The 22,179-nt window shown below is 72.8% G+C and carries 13 protein-coding genes; 10 read left to right on the top strand and 3 right to left on the bottom strand.

The window, feature by feature from the left end:
* Positions 1-913: 913 nt before the first annotated feature.
* Positions 914-3,064, bottom strand: coding sequence for a hypothetical protein (locus tag AB0O07_RS32515; protein WP_365640191.1), 2,151 nt, complete (start codon positions 3,062-3,064; stop codon positions 914-916).
* A gap of 91 nt (positions 3,065-3,155) precedes the next feature.
* Between AB0O07_RS32515 and AB0O07_RS32510 the strand changes: the two genes are divergently transcribed.
* The 8 genes from AB0O07_RS32510 (at position 3,156) to AB0O07_RS32475 (ending at position 11,318) form a co-directional block, all read left to right on the top strand.
* Positions 3,156-3,695, top strand: a complete 540-nt coding sequence (locus AB0O07_RS32510) for a hypothetical protein (protein WP_365640189.1) — start codon at positions 3,156-3,158, stop codon at positions 3,693-3,695.
* Positions 3,696-3,802: 107 nt separating this feature from the next.
* Positions 3,803-4,228 carry a phage tail protein gene (locus tag AB0O07_RS32505; RefSeq protein ID WP_365640186.1) on the top strand — a complete coding sequence of 142 codons (426 nt, stop codon included), beginning with the start codon at positions 3,803-3,805 and terminating at the stop codon, positions 4,226-4,228.
* Positions 4,229-4,240: 12 nt separating this feature from the next.
* Positions 4,241-4,966, top strand: coding sequence for a LysM peptidoglycan-binding domain-containing protein (locus tag AB0O07_RS32500; RefSeq protein ID WP_365640184.1), 726 nt, complete (start codon positions 4,241-4,243; stop codon positions 4,964-4,966).
* A complete protein-coding gene (locus AB0O07_RS32495) occupies positions 4,963-6,873 on the top strand; it encodes a VgrG-related protein (RefSeq protein WP_365640182.1) in 1,911 nt (636 codons plus the stop codon). Before AB0O07_RS32500 ends, AB0O07_RS32495 begins: the two co-directional genes overlap by 4 nt.
* Positions 6,873-7,316, top strand: coding sequence for a GPW/gp25 family protein (locus AB0O07_RS32490; RefSeq protein WP_365640179.1), 444 nt, complete (start codon positions 6,873-6,875; stop codon positions 7,314-7,316). Before AB0O07_RS32495 ends, AB0O07_RS32490 begins: the two co-directional genes overlap by 1 nt.
* Entirely contained in the window at positions 7,316-9,274 is a 1,959-nt protein-coding gene (locus AB0O07_RS32485) for a putative baseplate assembly protein (RefSeq protein ID WP_365640176.1), read from the top strand. Before AB0O07_RS32490 ends, AB0O07_RS32485 begins: the two co-directional genes overlap by 1 nt.
* A 197-nt stretch (positions 9,275-9,471) precedes the next feature.
* On the top strand, positions 9,472-10,023 hold the full coding sequence (locus tag AB0O07_RS32480; protein WP_365640291.1) for a phage tail protein: 552 nt from the start codon (positions 9,472-9,474) through the stop codon (positions 10,021-10,023).
* Positions 10,020-11,318 carry a zinc ribbon domain-containing protein gene (locus AB0O07_RS32475; RefSeq protein ID WP_365640174.1) on the top strand — a complete coding sequence of 433 codons (1,299 nt, stop codon included), beginning with the start codon at positions 10,020-10,022 and terminating at the stop codon, positions 11,316-11,318. The genes AB0O07_RS32480 and AB0O07_RS32475 overlap by 4 nt, the downstream gene beginning before the upstream one ends.
* A gap of 245 nt (positions 11,319-11,563) precedes the next feature.
* Here the strand turns inward: AB0O07_RS32475 and AB0O07_RS32470 are convergent, their stop codons facing one another.
* Together AB0O07_RS32470 and AB0O07_RS32465 are read right to left on the bottom strand one after the other, a co-directional pair.
* Positions 11,564-12,802: a DUF418 domain-containing protein gene (locus tag AB0O07_RS32470; RefSeq protein WP_365640171.1), complete on the bottom strand. Its 1,239-nt coding sequence runs from the start codon at positions 12,800-12,802 to the stop codon at positions 11,564-11,566.
* A gap of 57 nt (positions 12,803-12,859) precedes the next feature.
* The gene (locus AB0O07_RS32465) at positions 12,860-13,528 is read right to left on the bottom strand and encodes a lysophospholipid acyltransferase family protein (protein WP_365640169.1); all 669 of its coding nucleotides are present in this window, start codon (positions 13,526-13,528) and stop codon (positions 12,860-12,862) included.
* A 286-nt stretch (positions 13,529-13,814) separates the two neighbouring features.
* Between AB0O07_RS32465 and AB0O07_RS32460 the strand changes: the two genes are divergently transcribed.
* The gene (locus AB0O07_RS32460; RefSeq protein WP_365640166.1) at positions 13,815-21,752 is read left to right on the top strand and encodes an RHS repeat-associated core domain-containing protein; all 7,938 of its coding nucleotides are present in this window, start codon (positions 13,815-13,817) and stop codon (positions 21,750-21,752) included.
* A gap of 7 nt (positions 21,753-21,759) precedes the next feature.
* Positions 21,760-22,017, top strand: coding sequence for a DNA-binding protein (locus AB0O07_RS32455; protein ID WP_365640165.1), 258 nt, complete (start codon positions 21,760-21,762; stop codon positions 22,015-22,017).
* Positions 22,018-22,179: the final 162 nt, after the last annotated feature.

Here is a 22,179-nt window from a genome sequence, read left to right as displayed (position 1 = left end):
GGGTGCCCGGGGTGTCCGGGGCCTCTGGTGCGAGGCCGCCGGCGCGGGTGCCGTCGGTCCAGCGTGCTACGGGGACGAGGGTCACCCCCGTACCGCAGCGCCCGGTGGCCGCCCCCCGTCCGCTGACACGTTCCGCCGCGCCGCGCTCGGTGCAGCCCCGGGCGCTGACCGCGGTGAAGCCGAGCCCGGCGCGGTCGGGCGGTGCGCGGCCCTCCCCGGCCGAGGGGACGTCCTCGGGCGGAAACGCCGCCGCGCCGTCCGGACCGTCCGGGGGTTCCACCGGCGAGCGCGCGCCGGGGCGGGCCGTGCCCGACCGGCCGGTCGCCGCCACCGCGCCCACGCCGGGACCGCCCGCCGGCCCGGCTCCGGCGCCGTCGGCCGCCCCCGGGCCCGCCGCCGCGCCGATGGAGCTTCCCGTACGGCGCGACGCCGCGCCCTCGGCCGAGACCGCGAAGCCCCCGGGCGGCGCGGCGATGCCCGCTGTCCAGCGGTCGGTGGCGCCCCGGAGGTCCACGCCCGCACCGCCGGCGCCGTCGAGCGCGGCGCCCGTGAGCGCGCCCTCGAAGCCGTCCGCCCCGGCGGTCCGGCCGGCCCCGGCGTCTCCGGCCGCCGCGCCCGCCGCCTCCGGTGCCAAGAACTCGGGTTCGCAGGATTCCGGGGCCGGGAAGTCCGGGGCCGGGAAGTCCGGGTCCGGCAACTCCGGGTCCGGCAACTCCGGGCCGAAGAGCGCCGGGGCGCAGGGCACCACGCCGAACGGCGGTACGTCGCAGAGTGCCGCTCCGGCGCCCGCCGCGTCGTCCACGCCTCCGGTCGTACGGCCGTCCGCCGCGCCGGGGAATGCCGCGCCGTCCACGCCCTCCGCGACCCCGTCCGCCGCTCCGGGTACGCCCGCCGTGCAGCGGTCCACCAGCGGTCAGGCGACCCCCCGGGCGACGCCCGGGACGCCCGCGACGCCCGCGACTTCCTCTGCTTCCTCCGCTCCTTCTGCTTCCTCTGTTCCTTCCGTTCCTTCCGTTCCCTCTGTGGCCCCGGAGCCTCCGGCGGCGAGCGCACCGGTCGAACTGCCCGTGCAGCGCCGGGAGCAGCCGGAGCGGCCGGCGGCCGGCCGGCCGGCCGGGCTCGGGGCACCCCGTTCCTCCGCCGTTCCCTCCGGGCGGGCGCCGGGGGCCACGGGTGCCAGGCCGCCGGGCCGGCGCTCGCTGCTGGGCGCGCCGCTGCCCGCCGTGCCGCCGCCGTCGTCGGCCACGCCCGTACAGCGGAGCGACGCCCGCACGGGGTCCTCGTCGCCCGCGTCCTCCCGGCCGTCCAAGCTGTCCCAGCCCTCGCCTCCGTCCGGTACGCCCGGCGGGCGGCCGGTGGGCGGTTCGCGGCTGGGCGCGCCCCGGAGCGGACCGGTGAGCGGACCGGAGAGCGCGCCCGTGAAGGGGGCCGGGAGCCGGACCGGGAACGCGCCCGCCGGGGGTTCCCCGTCCGGAACGCCCTCGGCCTCCTCCCCGGCCCCCGCTCCGGCTGCGCCCTCGGCCTCGGCCTCGTCTTCCTCCTCGGCCTCTCCTTCTCCGGCCTCTCCTTCCCCGGCTTTCTCGGCCTCCCCTTCGTCCTCGCCGTCCTCGCCGCAGCAGGGCTCCGCGCCGTCGGCCTCGCCCGCGCCTCCCGCGCAGCAGAGCGCGGCCCCGGCCGCGCCGCCGTCGCCGGTCGTCTCGCCGGCCGCGCCCGCCGCCGTACCGGCGCCCGAGCTTCCCGTGCAGCGGGCCGTCGCCGGCCCGTCCGCGCAGGCCGCTTCCGCGACCCCGGGGGTGGCGCCGTCACCGGTCGCCGGGGCCTCCGTACAGCGGTCCGGTGCCCGGCCGGTCCAGCGGAGCGCCGCGCCCGCGCCGGCGCCCGTCCCGGCGTCCGCGCCTGCCCCGGCGTCCGCGAAGGCGGCTCCCGCGCAGAGCGCCGGCCGTGCGGTCGCGCCCACGCCCCAGCCGGGGCCCGCGCCCAAGTCACCGTCCCAGCCCATGGGGAAGGCCCCCGTCGTCCCGGTCGTTCCGGTGACCCGGCCGCTGACCCCCAGCCGTGCCCAGGTCACCCGTACCCCCGCGGCCCGGATGCCGGCCGTGCAGCGGTCGTCCGCCGTACGGCTCTCGGCGCCGGTGGCGTCGCGTACCGCCCCGTCGGGCGGCGCCGCTCCCGCGCCGTCCGCCGCGTCGCCCGCGTCGCCTGCGGTACGGCAGGATGCCGCCGCCCCGGGGGCCGCCGCCCCCGGATCCGCCGCCCCGGGCGCCTCGGCCGCCACAGGGTCCGCCGCCCCGGCTCCGGTCCGTGCGCCGGGGGCGCAGCGCCTCGGCGCGGCCACGCCCGGCCCCGTATCCACGCCCGGCCCCGTATCCGCGCCCGGCCCCGTATCCGCGCCCGCGTCCGGTGCGGCGCAGGCGGCCGTGCAGCGGTCTGCGGTCACCGCGCTCCCTGTCGCCGGTACCCCGGCCCCCTCGTCCGCCCCGGCGGCCGGAGCGGCCGGAGCGGCCGGGAGCGGGAGCGGGGGCGGGAGGGCGCTGCGGCATGTCGCGCGGCTGTGGCGTCGTGGCGCCGCGACCCCGGCGGCGCCCGCCGCAGGGACCGCTGCCGCCTCCGCCGCCTCCGCCGCCCCGGTCAGGAGCACGGTCCCGCAGACCCCCGTACAGCGCTCCGTGGCACCGTCCCCGTCTCCGTCCCCGGGCGCGGGCCCGGCGGCCGGCCCCGGTGCCGCCCCCGCCGCCCCGGCGCCCTCCGTGTCCATCACCCCGTCGCCGTCCGCCGCCGCGTCAGCCGCCGCACCCCTGCCGCCCGTACGTCTCGGTGACGGCGGCTCCGTCTCCTCGGGCGGGGGCCCCTCGGCGCCGTCGGCCGTCCGGCTCGGGGCCCTTCCGCAGGGGAGCCCGGGTTCCGGCCCGGCCCCCGGCCCCGGTGGCGTGCCGGGAGCCCCGTCCGTCTCCGGGCCGGTACCGTCCGTACGCCTCGGCAACGGCAAGGGCGCCGCCGCCTCCGCCTCCGTACCGTCCCTCCCCGCCGTCCAGCGTTCCGTGGCCGCCCCGCTCTCGGCGCCCATATCCGCACCCATATCGGCACCCATATCGGCACCCATATCAACGCCGCTGTCCGCGCCCCTGCCGGGCCTGGGAGGCGCCCCCGTACCGGGAATGCCCTCCGCGGGCTCCACGCCCGGCGCCCACAGCGCCCCCACCGCCCACGGCGCACCCACGCACACCGCCCCCGCCCCCGCCCGGCCCGTCGTGCCGCTCGCGCCCGCGCGGGCCGGCGGCCCCCTGGCGCTCCCTGTGCAGCGGTCCGTCGCCACCCCCTCCGTGGCCGCCGCCCCGGCGCCGCCCGCGCCGGGGACCCCGCGTGTGATCGCCTCCGCCGCGACCGGCGGCGCCACCTCCCCGTCCGCCACCACCGTCACCGTCCAGCGCCGCGGCGGCGGTGGCGGTGGGCCCCGGGGCTCGGGCGGGTCCTCGTCGCAGCAGGGGAGCAGCATGGCGCGGCAGGAGGCCGCCCAGGGGGCTCCCGCGCCGCCGCCGGGGCCCTCCGTCACCAGTCAGCTGCGGCCCCGCGAGCTGAAGGAGGACCAGATGGCGGAGCTGGTGCACCGGCTGACCGGGCCGCTGACCCGGCTGCTCCGTACGGAGCTACGGCTCGACCGCGAACGGATCGGCAAGTTGCGCGACCCCCGTCACTGACCCGCGGCCCCGGCCCGGGACGCCGGCCACTCCGCCGGCCCCGCCGACCGCACCGCCCGCCCCGCCCCCACCGACCACCCCGTGGAACCGCAGGAAGGCCCCACCCGATGTCCGCACGAATCGATCCAGGTTCGACCATCTTCTTCAGGCTCACCATCGACGGTGAGAGCCTGGGCAGCTTCAACGGCTGCGAGGGGCTCTCCTCCCAGGTCGAGATCGAGCACCGGCAGGAGGGCGGCAACAACGGGTTCGTCTGGGCGCTGCCGACCCGCGTCACCTACTCCACCATCACCCTGACCCGGCCCCTCACCGCGGACACCAAGAAGGTCGCCGCCTGGATCTCCTCCGTGACCACCGGCATCAAGCGGCCCACGGGGCAGATAGCGGCGCTCCGCGCCGACGGTTCCGAGGTCGCCCAGTGGGGGCTGCTCGATGTGCTGCCGGTGAGCTGGCGCGGGCCCCGGCTCGACCCGGAGAGCCCCTCCGTCGCCACCGAGGTGCTGGAGATCGCCCATCACGGATTCACGGACTAGGGGGCCCACCCGATGAGTTTCGGCAGTTTCGGCATCGGCGACTCCCTGGTGAAGGCGACGCTCCGGATCCACCAGCCGCCGGTCGGCTCCAGCACCAGACCCGGTGCGCTGATGACGACGTTCAATTTCGACTTCAACCCCTCCCAGCTCCAGTTGAGCCGGCGCGCCAACTGGAAGACGACGCCCACCGCCGCCGTACGCGACGGCGCCGTACCGGAGTTCATGGGGCCCGAGCCGCGCGAGATGACGGTGGAGGTCTTCCTCGACCGCTCGGACGACCCGGAGAGCAACGACGTCCGCAAGAAGGTCGAGGCGCTCTTCTCGTGCTGCGAGACGACCGCCGCCAGCATCGCCGCCAAGCAGCCGTCGACGCCCTGGGTGGTCTTCGAGTGGGGCTCCTTCTCGACCGCGCGGTTCTACGCGTACGTCAGCTCGGTGGAGGCCACGTACACCCTGTTCCACACCTCGGGCACGCCGATCCGGGCCGTCTGCCAGGTGCGGCTGCACGAGATCCCGGGCTCCACGCCGGGCCAGAACCCGACCTCCGGGGCGCTCACCTCGCGGCGGGTGCACCGGGTGGTGGCCGGGGACTCGCTCCAGTTCCTCGCCTTCCGTGAGTACGGGGACGCCAACGCCTGGCGGACCATCGCCGAGGCCAACGCCATCGACAACCCGCACGAACTGGTGCCCGGGACCCAACTGATGCTGCCCGCCGCCGAAGAGGTGGTGCGCCCATGACCACCGAAATCGGTTTCTCCAACGTCCTCTACCTGACGATCAACGGCCAGACGCTCAAGCCGCCCGTCGAGAACCAACTGGTCGGCGGCTGGGTGGACTTCGGGGCCGGGGTGCCGGCCGCGTTCCAGCTCACGTTCCGGGACAACAAGAAGAAGCTCCTCGGCGACCTCGGGGTGAAGATCGGGGTGCCCGTCGTCATCTCGCCCGTCTCGGACGGTGACGGCGCGCAGATACCGCTGATCACCGCCGAGGTCACCGCGCTGGAGACGGATTACGACCAGACCGGCACGTTCACCGTCATCCGCGGCTACGACAAGGGCCACCGGATGCTGCGCCAGCGCCGGGTCAAGGCGTACAAGAACCTGACGGCCTCCGAGATCGCCCGTGAGCTGGCCGGCGCCAACGGCATCCCGATCGGGAAGATCGAGGCGAAGAAGGAGACCGCGTACGACTTCATCAGCCAGGCCAACGTCACCGACTGGGACTTCCTCCAGCGGCTCGCCGACGAGAACGAGATGGTGCTGTCCATCGACTCGGAGGGCAAGTTCCAGTTCGTCGAGCGGAAGCCGGCCGCCTCCGCGCCGGACCCCTCCACCCCCAGCGAGAAGTCCCCCTTCGTGCTGGCCGCCGGGGTCGAGATCCTGCGCTGCCGCTCCGCGGTCACCTCCGCCGACCAGGTCGCCGAGGTCACGGCGCGCGGCTGGGACGTGAAGACGAAGGACGCCCTGGTGCGGACGGCGCCCGCGACCGACAACGACGCCCTGGAGATCGGGACGACACCGGCCCGGGTGACGAAGAAGTTCGGCAAGGCCACGCTGGTCGCCACGGAGACCCCGTACGACAAGGACAGCGAGGTCCGGCACGCCGCCGAGGCGCTCGCCGACGACATCACCTCCTCCTTCGGGGAGATCGAGGTCACGGCGCGCGGCAACCCGGAGCTGCGCCCCGGCATCCCGGTCACCCTCGCCGGCGTGGGCAAGCCGTTCGAGGGCAAGTACACGGTGACGGCGGCCCGGCACTCCTTCGGCGACCAGGAGCACTACCAGACGCTCCTGACCGTCAGCGGACGCCAGTGGCGCTCGTTCTACGGCCTCGCCTCGGGCGGCGGCGCGGCCACCATGTCCCGGCTGCCGTCGGTGGCCAACGCGCTGGTCACCGACATCAAGGACCCGCTCAAGCAGGGCCGGGTCAAGGTGAAGTTCCCGTGGCTGGACGACAAGTACGTCAGCGACTGGGTGCGTACGGTGCAGTTCGGCGGCGTCAGCGGCGGCGGGGTCATCGGGCCCGACGTGGACGACGAGGTGCTCGTCGCCTTCGACCGGGGCGCGCTGGACCACCCGTATGTCATCGGCGGCCTCTACAACGGCATCGACAAGCCGGGCCGGGTCGAGGAGCCGGTGTACGACGCCACGCGGGGCAAGGTCACCCGGCGTACCCTCGCCGACCGCTCCAACAACCGGCTCGACCTGCTCGACCAGAGCGTCGGGCTCAAGCGCGGGGTGCGCCTGCGCACCGGCGACGACCGGCTCACGATCAACCTGGACCGGACGAAGACCGAGATCGTCATCGACTCCAAGGGCAAGGTCTCCATCCGGGGATCGGGCGCGGTGGCGATCACCGCGGGCGGCAACCTGTCGCTCAACGCGGTGGGGTCGATGACGATCCGCAGCGGCGGCCCGCTCAACATCAACGCGGGGAGCGTCCTCTCCATGAAGGCGGGCGGCGTCGCCTCGCTCAACGCGGGCGGGGCGCTCAACATGAGCGCGGCCGGCATGGCCACGCTGAGCGCGATGGGCACCCTCCAGCTCCAGGCCGCGGTCACCATCGGGCTGCGGGCGGCGACGATCATGTCGCAGGGTGCGCTGCTGTCCAACATGAAGCCGGTACTGACCATAGGGGGTGTCTGATGGCGGAACAGTTCGTCGGGACCGGCTGGGCCTTCCCGCTCCGTATCTCCCCGACCGGGGGCATCGCCATGGTCAGCGGGGAGCGGGAGGTCGAGGAGGCCATCCGGCTCGTCCTGGCCACCGCGCCGGGCGAGCGGCCGATGCGCCCCGAATTCGGCTGCGCCATCCACGACATGGTCTTCGCGCCGATCAACGAGGCCACCGCCGGCCGGATCCAGCACGAGGTCTACGCGAGTCTCGACCGCTGGGAGCCGCGGATCGAGGTGGAGGACGTCACGGTGACCGCCGGGCCCGGGGACGGTGTGCTCTCCATCGACGTCCGCTACTCGATCAGGGGCACCAACAACCCGCGGAGCCTGGTCTTCCCGTTCTACGTGATCCCCTCCCACGACGGGCCCGAGGGGTCCGGCACGTCCGACGAGAACATTGGAAACGACCGCTGATGGCCCTGCCCTCCCCGAACCTCGACGACCGCCGCTTCCAGCAGTTCGTCGACGACGCCAAGCGCTACATCCAGCAGCGCGCCCCCGAGTGGACCGACCACAACGTCTCCGACCCGGGCGTGACCCTGGTGGAGACGGTCGCGCACATGGCCGACCAGATCGTCTACCGGCTCAACCGGGTGCCCGAGAAGAACTATCTGGCCTTCCTCGACCTGATCGGGATCACCCTCTTCCCGCCCACGGCGGCCCGCGCCGATGTCACCTTCTGGCTCTCGGCGCCGCAGCAGCAGATCGTGACGCTCGCCACCGGCACCGAGGTGGCCACCGTCCGCAACCAGGGCGAGGAGGCGGTGGTCTTCGCCACGGAGCGCGAACTCAACGTCATCCCGTGCGAGTTGTCGTACCTGGTGACGCAGCGGAACGACGACAAGGCGGTCGACCGCACCTCCGACCTCGCCGAGTCGAAGGACGTGCACTGCTTCTCGGAGTCCCCGCGCCCCGGCGACCGGGTGCTCTTCGGGCTGAGCGCCGCCGTCCCCGAGTGCGCGGTCGTGATCGCCCTCGACAGCCAGGTGGACGGTGTCGGTGTCGACCCGCGCCAGCCCCCGCTGGTCTGGGAGGCGTGGACACCGGACGGCTGGGCGGAGTGCGAGGTCGACCGGGACACCACCGGTGGTCTCAACCGCCCCGGCGAGGTCGTGCTGCACGTCCCCGGCGCCCACGCGCTCTCCCGCACCGGGCGGCGCGAGGCCGGGTGGCTGCGCTGCCGGGTCATCGACCCCGAGCCCGACCAGCCGTTCTACACCGCCTCGCCGACGGTCCGGTCCGCCGAGGCGTTCACCATCGGCGGCACCACCGGCGTCGTCCACGCCGAGACCGTCCGGGACGAGGCGCTCGGCGAGGCCACCGGCCTGCCCGGCCAGCGGCTGCGCCTCGCGCACGCGCCGGTCGTCGGCGATGTGCCCCCGCTCCTCCTCCAGGTCGCCGAGCGCGACGGCTGGCGGGAGTGGGAGACCGTCGGCCACTTCGCCGCCTCGGGCCCCGAGGACCGCCATGTCACGCTCGACGCGACGACCGGCGAGATCGCCTTCGGCCCTTCGGTGCGCGAACAGGACGGCACGCTGCGGCAGTACGGGGCGGTCCCGCCCAAGGGCGCCCCGATCCGGGCGCGCCGCTACCGTACGGGCGGCGGCAAGGCGGGGAACGTGGCGCGCGGCGCGATCCGGGTGCTGCGCGACTCCGTGCCGTACATCTCCGACGTGGTCAACCGGGAGGCGGCGCGCGGCGGCGTCGACGGCGAGAGCGTCGAGGAGGCCAAGCGCCGCGCCCCCATCGCGCTCTCCGCCCAGGACCGCGCCGTCACCCTGCGGGACTACGAGGAACTGGCCCGGCGCGCCGCGCCCGAGACGGCCCGGATCACCTGCCTGGCCGCCGAGCCCGACCAGCACGGGGCGCACGCGGTACGGGTCCTGGTGGTCCCGCAGGCGGTCTCGGACCCCGGCGGGCGGCTCCGCTTCGAGCAACTCGTCCCGGGGGACGGGCTCCTGAACCGGATCACCCGCTACCTGGACGAGCGCCGCCTGATCGGCACCCGGCTCTCCGTCGGCCCGCCGTTCTACCAGGGCGTGACGGTCGTCGCGACGGTGCACGCCTTCCGGGGCATGGACGTGGACCGGGTACGGCGCCAGGCCCACGACGCGCTCTACCGCCACCTGGACCCGCTGACCGGCGGCGCGCACGGCACGGGGTGGCCCTTCGGCCGCCCGGTGCAGGCGGGCGAGGTCTTCGCGGTGCTCCAGCGGGTGCCGGGCGTGGAGCTGGTCGACGAGGTCCTGCTCCACCCGGCGGACCCGCTCACCGGCAAGCGGGGCGAAGCGACGGAGCGTATCGACCTCGAAGCCCCGGCGCTGGTCTTCTCGTTCGACCACCGTGTCCGGGTGATCGGCGACAACTCATGAGCGTGGACGGGGGCATGGGCGGTACGGGTGCGAACGGTACGGGCGCGGGCGGCGCGGGTGCGAATGGCTCCGGCGGCGGTGGCGGCGTCGGCGGCGGTCCCGGCGGCGGTGGCCCGGGTGGTGCCGGGGGCCCGGGCGGGGTGGGCCTGAGCGAGCGCGGCTCGGTCGACGGCCTGGCCTCCTCCTTCCCGCTGGGCATGATGCTCCCCTCGGTCTTCGCCGACGACGACCTGGCGCAGCGTTTCGTGGCGGGCCTGGACGAGGTGCTGGCGCCCTTCCACAACGTCCTCGACTGCCTCGACCTCTACTTCACCCCGTCGCTCGCCCCGGCCGACTTCACCCGCTGGCTGGGCAGTTGGGTGGGCGCGGACACCGAGAACTATGATGCGGCGTACACTTCCGCGTCCGTACGCCCCGGCCCGGAGGTGACAGCGGACCTGCGCGCCGCCGTCGCCGCCGCGGTACGACTGCACCGTGTCCGGGGCACGCGGCGCGGCCTGGTGGACGCCGTCCGGCTGGCCTTCGGGGTCGAGCCGGAGATCACCGAGAGCGGCGCGGCCACCTGGGACGCCCGCCCGCTGGGTCCGTTCCCGGGCGAGAAACGGCCCGCCCTGCATGTCACCGTACGACTCCCGCAACCGTCGCCGGCCGATACGCACCGGCTGGAACGCCTCGTCGAGGCGGCCCGTCCCGCCCATATGCCTTACACGGTCCAGGTGACCGCCGCCGAAAGGACGTCAGACAGGTGAGCAGCCAGACTCCATCCTCAGCCTCGCCACCTTCCCCCGTGGACGGGGGCGAGCGGAGGGCGAGCAACTGCGCCGAGTGCGGTACGCGCCCGGAGCCGGGCCAGTCCTTCTGCGACGGCTGCGGGGCGGTCCTGAACTGGAAGTCGGAACCGGCGTCCCCGCCGGCCCGGAAAGCCCCCTCCCAGCCGACACCCCCCGAAGCCGGCTCCCCCTCTGCTTCCTCCCCCTCTTCTTCCCCCGCCTCCGCCCGGGTGGACCCGGCGGAGGCGGACACGGCCCCGAGGCCGACGCTCAACTCCCCGGCGGGGGCCGCGGCGTCCCCCGAGATCCCCGACATGGACGACACCGCCCCCACCCCCGCGGCATCCGCGCCCCCCGCGTCCCCCTCTCCCGACGAGGCGGCGCTGCGGGCGAGGGCGCTGCTGGTCCCGGTCGCCGAGCCGGAGGGCAGGCAGCCCGAGCCGGAGGTGGCGCCGGTGCTCCCCGGGGTCCCCGCTGCGGCACGTCCCAAGATGCAGTCCGCCACGGTGGAACCGGCCGACGAGACCGGCCCGCCGTGCCCCTGGTGCTCCACGGGCAACCGCCCCGACCGCCACTTCTGCCGCCGCTGCGCGATGTCCCTCGCGGACCGCCCCGGCGGCACCCCGGAGGCCCGCCGCCCCTGGTGGCGCCGTATCTGGTGGGCGGGCGACCGCCCGGCCCCGTGGGCGGGCGACCGCCCGCGCCTGCGCCGGGGGATCAGCCGCGTCTTCACCTGGATCGCGGCCGGGCTCGCGCTGAGCCTGGTGGTCTGGGGCCTGTTCAACGTCGGCACGGCCTACGACGCCGTACGCGACCACTTCGCGAAGCGCGCCCCGGCCGACCCGGACGCGTACGCGGCGTCCCGTTCCTTCAAGGACCACGACGTCAAGAACGTCTTCGACAAGGTCAGCAACTCCTGGTGGGGCCCCGGCGTCTCGCAGTCGGCCGAGGGCGAGTGGGTCGAGGCCCGCTGGGCACAGCCGACGCGCCTGCTCGACGTCCTGATCACCCCCGGCATCTCCACCCGCGCCAGCGACCTCCCGGAGTCCGCCCAGCCCCGCAGGCTGGAGGCGATCATCACGACGGCCGACGGGAAGAAGACCACCCGCGAGATAACCCTGGACCGCGCGAGCGGCGCCCAGCGCCGCAAGTTCCGCGTGGCCGACGTGTCGAGCGTCCGCTTCGTCATCAAGACGGCGTACAACGCGGGCCCGGACAAGCAGGTCTCGATAGCCGAGATCGAGTTCTTCGGCCGCTCGACGAACAACAACTGACACCCGCCCGCCCCACCCGCGGCCCCCGCGCAGGCTCCTTCGACAGGCTCTACGGCAGCCCTGCGGCAGCCCTGCGGCAGCCCTGCGGCAGCTCTGCGGCAGCTCTGCGGCAGACCTGCGACAGGCCCCGTACCGGAACCCTCCGGTACGGGGCCTGCCCTTTCCCCGTCCTTTCCCCGTCCTGTTCCCCTCCCCTCTCTCCCCTCCCCTCTCCCCCCTCAGCCCCGTTCCCTTCCTCCCCCCCCTCAGCCCCTTCGCAGGGCCCAGCGCTGGAGGGATTCGAGCGGCCCGGCCGTGAAGTGCCGCAGCCAGAGGGTGGATCCCGCCATCAGGAGGGTGCAGACGGCGGCCCAGAGGGCGATGACCCACCAGGGGTGCCAGGACGGGGGGACGCGGGTGGCGAGGCCGAGGGCGAAGCCGTAGGCGGCCAGGGAGCAGAGCAGGTTCTGGAGGACGTACGCGGAGAGGGCGGTCCTGCCGACGGAGGTCAGGCCGTTGAGCACCGGGCCCGGACGCCGGACCCGGTCCATGAGGGCGCCGAGCAGGCCGAGGTAGCCGAGGGCGGTGAGCGGACCCACGACGTACCGGTCCAGGAGGAACCAGTCGGGCCCGGCCCAGGCCGCCACCACGCTCAGCGGGAGCCCGAGCCCCAGGCCCCAGAGGAGGAGCCGGCCCCGGATGCGCCGTCCGGTGGCGTCGTCGCCGAACGCCCCGGCGCGGAAGAGCCGTACGCCCAGCAGGAAGAGGAAGACGAGCAGGGCGAAGGAGAGCACCGGTTCGATCCGGAAGGCCAGGGCGTGTTCGATCCGGAAGGCGACCTGGTCGAAGTAGCCGCCGTGGGCGTACAGGTCGGCGACTTCGCGCGGGGTGCCGTCGCCCGGCCCCGGGTCCGGGCTGATGACGAGGACGGCGGTGAGCAGCCCCATCAGGGTGAGGTGCGCGCCGGCCGCCCACCACATCACCCGGCGGCGCGCGGTGCCGGAGCGGGTGAGCAGCCAGGCCACCAGCAGGGCGGTGACCGCGTACCCCATCAGGACGTCCCAGGCGAAGACGAGGAGGAAGTGCACGGTCCCCTCGGCGAAGAGGAAGAGCGCCCGCCACCGGTACCGCCCCGGCCAGGGCTGACCGCGCCGGGCGGCGGCCGCGTACTGGATGGCGAGGCCCGCGCCGAAGAGGAGGGTGAGCAGGGAGAGGAACTTGCCGTTGGCCAGCAGCCGCATGGCGGATTCGACCGCACCGCCGACCCCGCCGGCCGCCTCCCCGGCCGTACCGGTGCCGAGGACGCCCCACTCGGAGCCGGGGGCGGTGAAGATCCAGACGTTGGTCGCCAGCGTACCGAGCAGCGCGGCCCCCCGCGCCACGTCGAGGAGGGGAAGACGGCCGGAGGAGGGCGCTGGGGAAGGGGAAGGAGAAGGAGAAGGAGAAGGGGCTGCGGAAGCGGGTGTCTCGGGCGCGGTCCCGGCCGGGATCGGGGTGTCGGGCATGCCTTCATCGTCGGATCGCGCGGGCCCGTCCGCGTCATGACCGCAGAGGAGATGCGGCTACACAGAAGGATGTACGGCCGCGCCCGACCTCTCCACCGCCGTGCGCCACGCGGCGGTGACGGCACGGCGGGCCTGTTCGGCGGCGGTGGCCGGGTCGCCGGTGAGGGTGACCGGGGTGCCGACGTGGACATGGAGCGCGGGGCGTCGTACGGGCGAGGTCAGCACCCCGGCGAGCTGCTTGCCCGCCCCGCCGGAGGTGACCCGGCGCGCCCCGACCTGCCCCAACGGCACGACCTGGGCCCCGCTTTCGCGCGCGAGCCGGGCGATCCCGTACCGGAACCGCTCCGGCGCCGCCTCCCCGGAGTCCCGCCGCGCCGGCAGCCCGCCCTCCCCGTAGATCAGCACGCACCGCCCGGCGTCCAGCGCCGCGCGGGCCCCGTTGAGCGAGTCCCCGGCGTGAACGGTGCGCCGGTGGACGGGAACGTGCCCCTCCCGGGCGAGCGCGGAGCCGAGCACGGGTATCCGCCAGAGCCCGGCGGTGGCCATCACCACCGGGTCGACTCCCAGCCGCCGCAGGGCGGCCAGGACGACCGCGGGGTCGAAGAGGCTGGTGTGGTTCGCGGCAACGATGGTCCCGGGCCCCGGCCCGCTCCCGTCGGCGGCGTCGGTGGTGACGGTGAGCGGCCCGAAGGCGGGCACGAGGCGGTGGGCGAGGGCGCTGAGCACGACGGTCCTCCGGGCGGGAGCGGGCGGGTGAGCGGGTGGGTGTGTGAGTGGTGGTGTGAGTGGGCGAGTTGGGACGGGGCCGATGCCCTCCTCTGCCCATGGTGACGCGGGGGCGGCGCGACGGCGTGAGTAGCGGTACTCAGGCAGTGACATGAACGCGCAGAAACCTGTTCCCTTCGTGACTGGATGTGGATAGGTTGTGACGGCCCGCGTGCGTTGTGACTGCGCTGTGGGTCAACTGTGTTCTACCTGTGTGTTTTTCGGTGCTTTCTGTGGGGGAGGGCGCGTGCGTGTGCACGGCGAGCGGTTCGGAGTCCGACTGTCCGCGCGTACCAGAGCGTTGACGACCGGCCTGCTGGTGGTGGCCCTGTCGGCGGGCCTCGTATCGACGGAGGCGGTGGCCGGCGCGACGCAGAGCGCGGATCCGTCGTCCTCCTCTCCCTCCTCGCCCTCGGCGGCCGCATCCGCCCGGCCCGGCGCGCCTCCGGCGGCCGACCACGCCCCGTCCGGGGCGCCGGAGCCGAGCGGCCCGCGGGCAACAGCCGCCGCGGACGCCGCCGCCGACGCCCCCGCCACCGACAACGCCGTCTACGCCTACGACGCCGCCCGCCGCCTCGTCGGCGTCACCGACCCGGACGGCGAGACGGCCCGCTACCGCTACGACGACGCGGGCAACCGCCTGGGCGTCGACCGTTACCCGTCCAGCCGGCTGTCGGTCCTCTCCCTCGTCCCGGTCCGCGCGGCGGCGGGCGCCCGTATCACCGTCTCCGGTACGGGTTTCGCCCCCACCCCGGCGGCCAACACGGTCACGTTCGGCGGCAAGCAGGCCGAGGTCGTCTCGGCGTCCCGGACCCGCCTGGTCGTCACGGTCCCGGCGGGCGCGGCCGACGGCAAGGTGTCGGTGACGACGAGCGGCACGACGGAACAGACCCCGGAGCCCTTCGCCCTGGCGGCGGCGGGCCCCTCGATCACCAAGGTCGACCCGGCGACGGGCCCGGTGGGCACCGTCGTCACGCTGACCGGCGCGGGGTTCGCGGCTTCCGTCCCCGGCAATGTGGTGCGGTTCGGCGGCGGCGCCGTGGCCGAGGTGACCGAGCGTGGGGACACCTCGCTCACCGTACGGGTGCCGACGGGCGCGGTCACGGGCCCGATCGAGGTGGAGACGGCCGAGGGGAGGACGGTTCCCACGACCCGTTTCACCGTGCAGTCGGGCGCCGGGGCGGGCGAGATCGAGATGTCGGTGACGACCTCGGTGACGGATCCGTCACCGCCGACTGTGGCCGTCACGACGCCCGGGAACCGTGCGGAGGTGCTCTTCGACGCCGACGAGGGTGACGACATCAACCTCGGCTTCGCCGGAAATACGTTCAACGCCGCAGTGGCGACTCAACTTGTCGATCCTCAGGGTAATCCGGTCGGCGGAACGAAGACGGTCTACGATCCCGTTGCTGACCTGGAGTTCTTCAACGTACCCCTCAGCGGTCGGTACTCGCTGATCCTCATTCCTGGGACGGGCAACATCGGAGCCGTGAAGGTGACGGTTTCCAGGCCCGTGACCCCGGTGTTCGATCCGGACGAGCCCACCGCCGAGCTGCTGTTCGCCCGGGAGGGACAGGACGGGAAGCTTACGTTCGAGGCCACGGCCGGCGAGTCGCGGAGCCTGGGCTTCGACGCGACCGCGATGTCGAGGTCGACCGCGATCACCGTGTACGGACCGGACGGAACCCAGATCTACAGCACGAGCCTCTCGAACGGGCTCACGAGAAGCGCCCGTCTTGAGTCGCTGCCCGGGACGGGCCGCTACACGGTACGAGCAGATCCTTTCCAGGCCAGTACGGGACGGCTCTTGGCCACGTTGTCCCGCGATGTGGATGCGGGCGATCTCGGTGTGGTGGGACCGGAGAGCACGCTGCCGGTTACTCGGCCCGGTCAGCACGGCATCGCCCGTTTCACCGGCCAGGCCGGTCGGCGGGTGTCGCTCGGCGTGGCTGCGGCGGGATTCACCTCGTCCACCTCGGTGGAGGTCCGGGGGCCTGACGGACAGCGGTTCGGAGACAGTCTCGTCGTCTCTTCGGGGGCAAGTGCGGAATGGGACAGCCCGACTCTGGCTGTGTCCGGCACATACACCGTAGTCATGCAGCCGCAGTCACTGGGGACCGGCACGCTCACCCTGGCGCTCTCGCTCCCGTCGTACGCGGGTGAGCTGACGACGACCGGCGCGAAGGCGCCTCTCGTGGTCGACCGCTTCGGCCAGGACGGCGAGGCGACGTTCCGGGCAGAGGCTGGGGACGACCTCTCGGTCGGCGTCACCGACAACACGTTCACGGCTCTTTCGTACCTGACCGTCTTCGCTCCTTCGGGTACAAAAGTAGTGAACCAGCAGAACATCGGGGCCGGTTCCGCGACCACGGTGAGCCTTTCCGATCTGCCGGAATCGGGTGTCTACCGGCTGGTCGTGGACCCGTACAAGGGCGCCACCGGGTCCCTGTCCCTGACTCTCTCGGCCGACGTACAGATCACCCCGGCCGTGGACGGAGCGTCGGCGCGACTGGACCTCGCCCGGCCGGGGCAGCGGGCCAGGGCCGAATTCACGGCGCCGGACAGCGGGACACTCGGGTTCGGCTTCACCGCCAACACCATGCCGGACGCCACCGCGCTTCGGCTGTTCGGGCCGACGGGCGGCACCGGGACGGTGCTCACCTCGGTGAGCAAGAACAGCGACGGCGCGGTGTACGCCACCGGCCTCACCGCCGGTGCGACGTACACCCTGCTTCTGACGCCTGGCACCCCCGTGACCGGCGCGCTGACGTTCTGGCTCTCCGGGGCCGTCCCCGTGAGCCTCTCCGCGTCCGTCCCGAAAGCCACCGGCGACATCACCCGCCCCGGCCAGTTCCTCAGGTTCGCCACCGAAGCGGCGGCGGGCGACGGCGCCGCAGTCGTGTTCAGCGAATCCACCCTCACCAAGTCGTCGCTCATCAAGCATCTTCCTCCGGGCGGGGGTGGTGAGGCATCCGTGGGATCCGTGCTCAGCACGGTTGTCGACGTGGCCCTACGGGCCCCGCTGGCCGCCGGTACGCATTACCTTTACATCCGGCCCACCGCTCCCACCACAGGAAAACTGACGGCAACCCTGATCCCGGACGTGAGCGGCGGGACGCTCACGGTGGGCGGCGGCCTCCGGCCGGTACAGATCGCCACTGCGGGCGGTAACGGCCACTACACCTTCACCGGGTCCAAGGGTCAGAAACTCACGCTCGGCTACGGTCAGCCGCCGTCGGCATGGAGCCTCTCCGTGAGCAACCCGGACGGCACCTGGCTGGTGAACGCCCGTTCGATGAGCGCCACCACGCTCTCGTACGCGCTGGCCGAACTACCCGCCGACGGCACGTACACGGTCACGGTCGACCCCACCACGCGCCAGACCGGTACATACAACGTGGGCCTGGCCGCCACTCAGAGCCTTGCCGCGGAGAAGACGGCCGGAACGGCGAAGTCATCGGCGGCATCGGAGACAACGGCGAAGAAGGCCGCCCAGAAGACGGAGCCCGCTCCCGGCGCCGTCCCCACCGGCCCGGACGCCTGGCAGCCGAACGCCTCCCAACTCGAAGGCCGTGACTGGCTCACGCTCCGTGGCAAGGCGCCCAAGTCCCCGCCGACGCTGCGCGGACCGCCCGGGAAGACGGCGCTGACCGGTCACGTCCTGAAACTTGATGGAAAGCCGCTGGCCGGAGTCACCGTCAAGGCGGGCAAGAAGACGACCCGTACCGACGCGCGCGGCAGATTCCTGCTGGCGGGGATCGACGCGGAAACGGCCACCCTGGTCGTGGACGGTGCGAGCGCCAACACCCAGCAGCGTAGGTACGGCCGCTTCGACATCCACATCGAACCCACACCCGGCACCACCACCGACCTCGGTTTCCCGGTGTGGATGACCCCGCTGGACACCAAGCACACCGTACGATTCGACGCCCCGGCCAAGGCAGAAGTCGTACTGAGGACCCCGAAGATCCCCGGCCTTGAGGTCCGTATTCCCAAGGGCTCGGTGGTACGTGACGAACACGGCGAGCCTGTCACCGAGCTGGGCATCACTGCGATCCCGATCGACCGGCCGCCGTTCCCGCTGCCCACCAACGGTGTTGTTCCGGTCTACTTCACCGTCCAGCCCGGCGGCACCTACGTCTTCCCAGAGGGCGCGCAGGTCATTTATCCGAACTACACGCGGGAAGCCCCGGGCAGCCGCGTCGAGTTCATGGACTACGACCCGAAGAAGAAGGGCTGGTACGTCTACGGCCGCGGTGCGGTCAGCGCGGACGGTCGGCAGGTGGTACCCGACGCGAAAACGCGGATCTGGGCCTTCCACGGGGCCATGTTCAACATCAGTGACCTGACTCCTTGGGACGTTCCGTGGGTCAAGGAGGCCGTCGACTGGCTCTCCGGTGACCCCGTGGAGCTGTCCACAGGGATGCTCACGGACTCCCGAACCGACCTGGCGGTCCCCGATGCCCTGGGGTCGATCGATGTCAGCCGTACCTACTGGCAGGGGGACACGCGTAAGCGTGCGTTCGGGATCGGCCGGGACCTGTCGTACAACGCCTTCCTGCATGCCGAGAAACAGTACGAGGAGGTCGATCTCTATCTGCCGGGCGGCGCGAAGGTGCACTTCGTCCGCACATCGGCCGGCACCGGCTACCGGGACGCGGTCTTCGAGCCTCTTGACACATCATCCGCGTTCCGGGGCACGAAAATCCTCGACGTCGACGGTCACTGGGAACTCCAGTTCCGCGACGGGGCCGCCTGGGTCTTCCCCCAGTACGCAGCTCTGCAAGAGATTCGGGACCGGCACGGAAATACCACCAAGCTGACCCGGCTCAGCGGCAACAGGGGCGAACTCACCCGCATCACCGGCCCCTCCGGCCGCTGGATCTCCCTCTCCTACGACGCCGAGCACCGCGTCTCCTCGGCCAAGGACAACACCGGCCGCACCACCCGCTACACCTACGACACGTCCGGCCGCCTGGAGACCGTCACCGATCCGGCGGGCAAGGCCAGCCGTTACGAGTACGACGGCACGACCAACCGCATCGCCGGAGCCGTCGACGCACGCGGCATCACGTACATGACCAACACCTTCGACGCCGACGGCCGGGTCAAGGTGCAGACCCTCACCGAAGGCGCGAAGTACGCCTTCGAGTACACGCAGACCGGCGCCGGCAAGGTCACCTCCGCGACCGTCACCCAGCCCGGCGGCTCCGTGCGGCGCGTCGAGTTCGACGCGGACGGCTACGGGGTGGCCGACACCCAGGCCCTGGGCAGCCCCCTCGCCCGCAAGACGGTCTACGAGCGTGGCCCGTACCACCGGATCGACGCGGTGGTCGACCCGTACGCCCGCCGCACGGAACTCACCTACGACGCCCACGGCTACGTCACCTCCGCCACGGAACTGGCCGGTACGCCGCAGGCACGCTCCTCCGGAACGGCGGTCTACGACGGCCCGTACGACCAGCCCACTTCCGTCACCGACCCGTTGGGCAACGAGACCACCCTGGCGTACGACGCGGCCGGCGACCTCCGAACCGTCACCGACCCCGAGCAGCGGACCACGGCCTTCACCCACACCTCCCAGGGCCAGTTGGCGACGGTCACGGACGCGTCCGGCGCGGTCACGGAGTACACCTACGACCGCGGCGACCTGGTATCGGTCAAGGACGCCGAAGGCCGCACGGCCCGACGCTTCCTCGACGCGGCCGGGCGGCCGACGGCGACCACGGACGAGGCCGGCGCGCGTACGGAGGTGACGTACGACGCCCTCAACCAGCCCCGCGAGCTCACCGACCCCCTGGGCCGCCGGACCATCCTCGCCTACGACGACAACGGCAACCTCACCACCCTCACCGACCCCCGGGGCCACGCCACGACCTGGGCGTACGACAACGCCGACCGCCCGAAGTCGGCCACGGACCCACTCGGCGCGCAGGCGCTGTTCGGGTACGACGCGGCGGGCCGCCTGACCCGCGCGACCAGCCGTACGGGCCAGGTGGCGACGGCCGAGTACGACCTGCTGGGCCGCCCGACGAGCAGCAAGTACGGCGTGAACGTCACGGGCGGCGCCGAGTCCACGACGACCTACGGCTACGACGGCGTGGACCTCCCGAAGACGGTCACGGACACGGCGGCAGGCGCGGCCCCGGTCACGCAGTCCTTCACGTACGACGCGTACGACCGCACGAAGACGGTGACGGGCCCGACCGGCACGGTCGGCTACAGCTACGACGCCGCGGACCGCCGTACGGAGATGACGCCCTCCGGAACCCCGGCCGCGCCGACGACCCGCTACGGCTACGACGCCGCCGGCATCCTCACGTCGGTCACCACCGGCGACCAGGCGGTGACCTTCGCGCTGGACGCGGTGGGCCGCGAGAGGTCGGCGACGCTGCCCGGTGGGATCACGCGCGCGACCACCTACGACAAGACGGGCACCACGCAGGCCATCGCCTACGCGCGGGGAAGCACCCCCATCGGGGACCTGACCTACACCCGGGACGAACGGTCACTCCAGACCGGCCTGACCGGCTCCCTGGCGAGCGTGGCGCTCCCGGCGGCGGAGACGGGCGCGGAGTACGGGAAGGACAACCGCCTGACGACGTTCAACGGCCGCTCCTTCACGTACGACGCGGAGGGCCGGCTCCTCTCCGACGGCAAGCGCACGTACACCTGGAACGCCCGAGGCGAACTGACCGGCACGGCGGCGGCGGACACCGGCCTGAACAGCGCCTTCACCTACGACCCGCTCGGCACCCGCTCGTCCAGAACGGTCGGCGGCACGACCAGCCGCTACCTGACGGACGCTTCCAACCCCCTTGCGGAGCAGTCCGCTTCGGGCGACACGACGGCGACGGTGGCGACATCGGGCCTGGACGAGTACCTGACCCGTACGGAGAACGGCAGGACCCAGGTCTACCTCACGGACGCGCTCGGCACGGTGGTCGGCCTGGCGGACCCGGACGGCACGGTGGCGACCCGCTACACGTACGACCCGAACGGCCAACCCACCGCCACCGGCGCCGAGTCGGCCAACCCGTACACCTTCACGGGCCGCGAGAACGACGGCACGGGCCTGCTCCACTACCGCAACCGCTACTACGACCCGGAGACGGGCCGTTTCATCTCGCAGGACCCGATCGGCTACGCGGGCGGCACGAACCTCTACGAATACGCCCTCAGCTCCCCCACCACGTACACCGACCCGAGCGGCAACAACCCCCTGCTGGCCGCCTGCGCGGGCAACGCCCTGTTCGACGGCGGCATCGACTGGCTGGCGCAACGCCTCTCGGGCCGCAAGGTCAACTGGGGCCAGGTGGGCAGCGCGGCGGCGATGGGCTGCCTGGGCGGGATGCTGGGCGCGGGGATCGGCGGAAAGGCGGCGCAAGGCGTCGGCTGCCTCAGCAAAGCTCCCTTCAACAGCTTCACGGCCGACACCCCGGTCCTGATGGCGGACGGCACCCAGAAGCCCATCAAGGACGTCAGGATCGGCGACAAGGTTCGGGCCACGGACCCGAAAACGGGCGAGACCGGCGTGCGCCGCGTAACGGCCCTGATAGCGGGCACGGGCACAAAGGCCCTGACGGAAATAACCCTGGCCACCAAGGAGAACGGCACCCCCAGCAAGATAACCGCCACCGACGGCCACCCCTTCTGGCTCCCGGAACTCGACGCGTGGGTCGACGCGGGTGACCTTCACCCGGGCCAGTGGCTCCGCACCAGCGCGGGCACCTGGACGCAGATCACAGCGATCAGCCACCGCACGGAGTCGACCACGGTCTACAACCTGACCGTCGACGACCTGCATACGTACTATGCGGTGGCGGGCGAGACGCCGGTTCTCGTTCACAATTGCGGTAGTGGCGCAAGTGATGCCATGAATGCCGCCCGGCTGAAGCGGTTCTATTCGCAGGCCGAAAAATATGGGCAGGGCGGGATAAAGGAGCTTCAGAACGGGAGGATTCGCTTCTATGGGAGTGTCGCGCGAGCCCGCAATCCTGGCGAAATGATTGGCCGCCGCCTCGTGCGTGAATGGGATCCCGGGACGGATTCTGCTCGGATCTGGCACGAGACGCTCGATGCCTCCGGGAATGTTCGAATCGTTCGGCCTGACGTCAGTGTTACAGGCGGACGTAAGGTGCACTACATGTTCGACCCTGAGGGAAACTTCACAGGAACATTCTGAGGGTGTCATGAGAGAAGATCTTCGAGAGCTGGTCGGCAGTTATTTGGAGCGCCTTGCTGAGGGTGTGGTTTCTCCCGGCGAGGCAGCCGATTGGGCGCTGCGTGTCATGGAACAGGAGAGCGCTGAGGCTGTTGATTCAAAGATCTGGCGCGCTTTGGATCAGCTTGCGGGTGCGGATCTGCTCGAATCTCCTGGAAAATATCTTCACGGGCGCGAGGATTTCGCCTGTTGGTGGGCAGAATTCGAGGGGGATTTCAGATGTTGACGGAAATTGGCGAGGTGCGGATGCGAGGCTCGGTCGACGGTGAATCGGGGCGCGATATCCTGACTGCCATCCGGAGGCTGGCCGCGTGCTGCGCGGAGGATGTTTCGGTGGAACTCCACCTTGGGGGAGACTGACCTGTTTCCTCGATGGGCGAGAGGGGGC

Source organism: Streptomyces sp. NPDC093085 (genome assembly GCF_040683935.1).
GTDB lineage: Bacteria > Actinomycetota > Actinomycetes > Streptomycetales > Streptomycetaceae > Streptomyces.
The sequence above is the reverse complement of the archived record's forward strand: the minus strand, read 5'-3'. Positions and strand labels throughout refer to the sequence as shown.